This is a genomic window from Candidatus Desulfatibia sp. (genome assembly GCF_036446775.1).
Taxonomy (GTDB): domain Bacteria; phylum Desulfobacterota; class Desulfobacteria; order Desulfobacterales; family UBA11574; genus Desulfatibia_A.
The window spans coordinates 1-4526 of the sequence record NZ_JAZFTO010000313.1; the positions used below are offsets into that span (position 1 = coordinate 1).

7 protein-coding genes are annotated in these 4526 nt (G+C 42.2%); all 7 read left to right on the forward strand.

Annotated elements, in window-relative coordinates; genetic code table 11:
• The coding region (trmD, locus tag V3S16_RS14610) for a tRNA (guanosine(37)-N1)-methyltransferase TrmD (protein ID WP_413886208.1) at nucleotides 1-592 on the forward strand (592 nt) is incomplete at its 5' end.
• Nucleotides 522-1091, forward strand: a complete 570-nt coding sequence (locus V3S16_RS14615) for an RNA methyltransferase (RefSeq protein WP_413886210.1) — start codon at nucleotides 522-524, stop codon at nucleotides 1089-1091. The genes trmD and V3S16_RS14615, both read left to right, overlap by 71 nt.
• A 108-nt stretch (nucleotides 1092-1199) precedes the next feature.
• Nucleotides 1200-1547, forward strand: a complete 348-nt coding sequence (gene rplS / locus V3S16_RS14620) for a 50S ribosomal protein L19 (protein ID WP_413886212.1) — start codon at nucleotides 1200-1202, stop codon at nucleotides 1545-1547.
• A 110-nt stretch (nucleotides 1548-1657) separates the two neighbouring features.
• The gene (locus V3S16_RS14625) at nucleotides 1658-2266 is read left to right on the forward strand and encodes a ribonuclease HII (protein ID WP_413886213.1); all 609 of its coding nucleotides are present in this window, start codon (nucleotides 1658-1660) and stop codon (nucleotides 2264-2266) included.
• Between the two features lie 287 nt (nucleotides 2267-2553).
• Nucleotides 2554-3621 carry a hypothetical protein gene (locus V3S16_RS14630; RefSeq protein WP_413886215.1) on the forward strand — a complete coding sequence of 356 codons (1068 nt, stop codon included), beginning with the start codon at nucleotides 2554-2556 and terminating at the stop codon, nucleotides 3619-3621.
• 134 nt (nucleotides 3622-3755) lie between these two features.
• On the forward strand, nucleotides 3756-3986 hold the full coding sequence (locus V3S16_RS14635) for an AbrB/MazE/SpoVT family DNA-binding domain-containing protein (protein WP_413886217.1): 231 nt from the start codon (nucleotides 3756-3758) through the stop codon (nucleotides 3984-3986).
• Nucleotides 3983-4387 carry a type II toxin-antitoxin system VapC family toxin gene (locus tag V3S16_RS14640; protein ID WP_413886219.1) on the forward strand — a complete coding sequence of 135 codons (405 nt, stop codon included), beginning with the start codon at nucleotides 3983-3985 and terminating at the stop codon, nucleotides 4385-4387. Before V3S16_RS14635 ends, V3S16_RS14640 begins: the two co-directional genes overlap by 4 nt.
• Nucleotides 4388-4526 lie beyond the last annotated feature (139 nt).

A 4526-nucleotide genomic window follows, 5' to 3' on the forward strand; every position in this document is an offset into this window, starting at 1 on the left:
CGCCATGCGGGCGGCCGCAAAGCAAGCGCCGTATTCCAGAAGGATTCTGCTGACGCCGCAGGGTCGTTGCTTTAACCAGAACCTGGCACAAGAATTAGCATCATCTGAAGGACTTATTCTGGTTTGCGGCCGTTATGAGGGGGTGGACGAGCGCATTTGCCACGAATTCATCGATGATGAAATCTCCATAGGGGATTATGTGTTGACCGGCGGTGAACTGGCGGCCATGGTCATCATTGACGCCGTTACCCGTTTGATCCCAGGCACCCTCGGCGGTGAAGATTCGGCCGCAAAAGACTCGTTTTCAGACGGTGTATTGAAGCACCCCCAATATACGAGGCCCAGAGTTTTCGAAGGCGCAGAGGTTCCCGAGGTGCTGCTGTCAGGCAACCATAAAGAGATTGAAAAATGGAGGTTGGAGACATCGCTTATAAGAACCTTTCTAAAAAGAAAGGATCTTTTAAAAGGCCGCCCTTTGAGCGAGCCGGAAATAGAAATTTTTAAAAAGTGGTGCCGCGATATTGAAAAACTCATATCCGACCAATCTGTACGTAGCTCTGACACATTATCCGGTAATCAACAAAAACGGTGACGTCATAGCCTCGGCTGTGACAAACCTCGATCTGCACGATATGTCAAGGGCTGCAAAGACTTACGGAGTACGATCATTTTACGTGGTTACACCGCTTGCGGATCAGCAGGAACTTGTCGAAAGAATCGTCGATCATTGGGTAAAAGGGGTTGGCGCAACGTATAATCCGAAACGGCGCGAAGCCTTGGAGTTGATTAGTCTTAAAAATTCGCTGGATGAGGTTGTCGATCATATCCGCGACAGCGGTGGATATACTCCAAAAACGGTTGTAACCAGCGCCAAGCACAGTCCCGGGAACATCAGCTTCGGCAGGTTTCGCCAAATGCTCAACGACGGCGACCTTTATCTTTTGATTTTTGGGACGGCCTGGGGGCTGACAAACGATTGCATTGCTGATGCCGATTATATTCTTGATCCGGTAATGGGAAATACAGATTATAATCATCTTTCGGTGCGGTCGGCGACAGCCGTCATCCTGGACCGGTTGTTTGGAACATAAAATAAAATCGTTTAGCGATTTTATAAATTAATATCTTAATAACTAATTTTAACGACGAAGTCGCGTTATATAAAATCGTTTAGCGATTTTATTTTGTGAGGGATCAAAATGGAAACAATACATCAATTGGAAAGAGAGAGTATGCGGCTTGACCTGCCCAATTTTGCCGCAGGTGATACGGTTAAAGTGTATGTGAAAATCAAGGAAGGTGAAAAAGAGCGTATTCAGGTCTTCCAGGGTGTTTGCATCAGCAAACGCGGCGGCCGAACGAACGCTACATTTACCGTACGGAAAGTTTCATACGGTATTGGTGTCGAGCGTATCTTCCCGCTTCATTCTGCCGTCATCGACAAAATCGAAGTCGTTACTCGCGGCCGTGTTCGCCGGGCTAAAATCTATTACCTGCGCAAACTCAGAGGCAAAGCCGCGAGGATTAAGGAGCGCCGCTACACCTAGCTTCCCGTCTCATGAACTCCGGATTTCGTACTTCGAATTTTTAACTCATTATCTCTGAAGAGGTAATCTTCTCTGATATGTCGCAATGAGCCGGGTTTCCTCAGAATGCAATGAAAGTGGATCTGTGGTTTTTCGAAAAAAAGGCCTCTAAAAAAGGCTTTTCACAAATTGCGGGCATTGATGAGGCCGGCCGGGGCCCGCTGGCCGGTCCGGTTGTTTCTGCAGCGGTGATTCTCCCCGGTTCTTTACCGCCTCTCGGTATCGACGATTCCAAAAAATTAACCCCCCAAAAACGGGATTACCTTTTCGATAAAATTTATGATCACGCTGTTGCTGTGGGCACCGGAATTGTAGGCCCCTCGGAAATTGATCGTATCAATATCCTGGAAGCCGCCCGCCTCTCCATGGTTCTCGCTCTTAAAGATCTTAACGCCCAACCGGACTATCTGCTGATCGACGGCCCCTTCCGCATTGCATCCGACCTGCCCCAAGAGCCGATCCGCAAAGGTGACAGCTTGAGCATATCCATTGCGGCAGCATCTATCGTTGCCAAAGTAACCCGGGACCGCATGATGGCAAAATACCATCAGGACTACCCCCAGTTTGGATTTTCCCAGCACAAAGGCTATCCCACCAAGGCCCACAAGGCCGCGATCAGAGCACACGGCTGCTGCCCCATCCACCGCCGTAGCTTCAAAGGCGTCAAAGAATACCTGTAAACGGAAAACAATTGACACCAGCGCTGTTTTATTATGTGCTCTAACAAACACTTAGCCGTTTGATTTTATGAATATTCTTGACTATTTATTTAATTTTTGGTTATTTTGCTATGCCTTCATAATTACCTGAACCTAAAAAAGGATCATCATGACAGTTGAAGCATCGAAAATCCCTCTTTTCTCTGAAACGAGATGAGGGATTTCGTTATTTTTCAGCGTTTAATAAAAGAAAAAATCTGCGATGAGCAGAAAAGAAAAAAATAGTCAACAACTGCGGATGTTAGATCGTGAAAAAACAAGATATTGAAAATGTTGAGCTGGGGCATCGGCAACTTCTGTTTGATTTTGAAAAAGATAAGGCCAAAGAACAAGCCGTCGTTATGTCTTGCATAAAAAATCAGATTGAAAAATATGGATATGTTGTTTTAGATGAGTTTGTTCAATATGTAAGAGAAGTGCATGATTTGTTAGACTTTACAATAATACAAAATGTTTTTTGGCTTGCAGAAGATTTAAAATTTCATTTTAGAGTAGATGAAAAAAATCTTGTACCGCATAAAGTTAAGCAGGCTTTAATACAATCTATAGAGCAGAGTGTAAAAATAGTTCCAAATAAGTCGGTTACTAATTCAGTATTTCAAGATGTGAAACATTTATACCAGGAGCTGTCCGAAGAAAAAGGCTTTGATGATTGTGATGATCAATATGAATTTGCAAGGCTTTTAGCCAAGAAAATAAAGGGTTGGGAAGTTATATTAAAATCATGTAAATCTGCTGCACAAAAGCCTTTCTTCCCGTGTGAGAAAGAGATCGATGATTGTATACGTTTTATTAAAAAGATATCTGTCAAGCTGGACTCATTTTCTCTGATCAATGCTTTTTATGATAACAAAAAAAGAGTCCTCAAATTATCCGATGATGTGAAGATAATATCAGAATTTTATACCCAGCATATTGATTTTTGGAAAAGCCTGATTCAATCGTTTGAAGCCTTTAACGACAATTTGTCAGAATTCATAAAAGATGCGGATATCGTGGCAGGTTTTGAAAAACTCAAACAGATTTTGTCGTCGTCGGCTCCTTATAACATGATTGCAGAAGCAAAAACATTGCAAAAAAAAATGACTCAACAATGTCGTGTCGCATTGTCGGCAATAATTGACAATATGATTGAAGAAACGAAAGCACATCTTGATGCTCATAAAGCCGGTCAAGATTTAAGAAACAAATCTCTTTATTCTTTAAGAACTATAAAAAAACGCGTCAGTGAAGCTAAAAATATCAAAAGTATGAATCTTTGCTTAATCGATGCTGAAGAAAAGCTTGATGTTTTTTGGGATGAAATTAAAACATAGGGATAAAGATTTCAAATTCTTCTTCAAACGGGATGCGAAATCCATGTTAAGCTAAAGAAACCGCATAATATTTGACGCGGGGATCATTTTGTTATACATTTTTTAAAAACGTATAACTTTCAGAGGTGGCTATTATGAACACTGTTAAAGTATTAACAAAGGGGCAAATCGTAATCCCTGCTTCGATCCGTAAAAAATATAATATACATCCTGGCAACGCTTTGCAAATTTTTGAATACGGCAACCTTATCTATTTGGTTCCGCCGGTCAAAAATCCTGCCGAAGATGCCATGGGATGCCTTCCAAAGCGTCCATCACTATCTAAAGAGCTTTTGGATGAGAGAAAAAAGGACTTTGCTGGATGAAATCAGGTTATCTTTTTGACAGCCATGTCCTGCTGGTCTTTTTCCAAAATGAAAAAGGGGCCAAGATTGTTTACGATATTCTGAAAAAAAGTAGAGAACAAAATATCGACCGTCTGATTTGTGTAATTAATTTGGGAGAAATTATCTATTTGACCAAGAAGCGTTTTGGTGACAGCAGGAAACTGGAAATATTGGGCCGTATCCATCAGCTTGAATTTAAAGTGCTTTCGGTTCTCAACCCCCTGGTTTATCAGGCGGCAGAGATTAAGGCGGATTACCCGTTATCTTACGCCGACTGCTTTGTTGTAGCCTGTGCCATCGAGCAAAATGCAACCATCGTTACCGGTGATCCAGAATTTAAAAATGTAGAACGCTTGGTAAAAATAGAGTGGATTCGATAGGAGAATTTTTCATGACTGATCCATTGGAAAAAGCGGATCAACAATCCGCCGGTCGGCTTGGAGACTCCAGATACCGACAAAGAGATGTTTAGTGTCGCGTCTTGAATTGTGAACATCATAACTTAATCACTATTCAAGA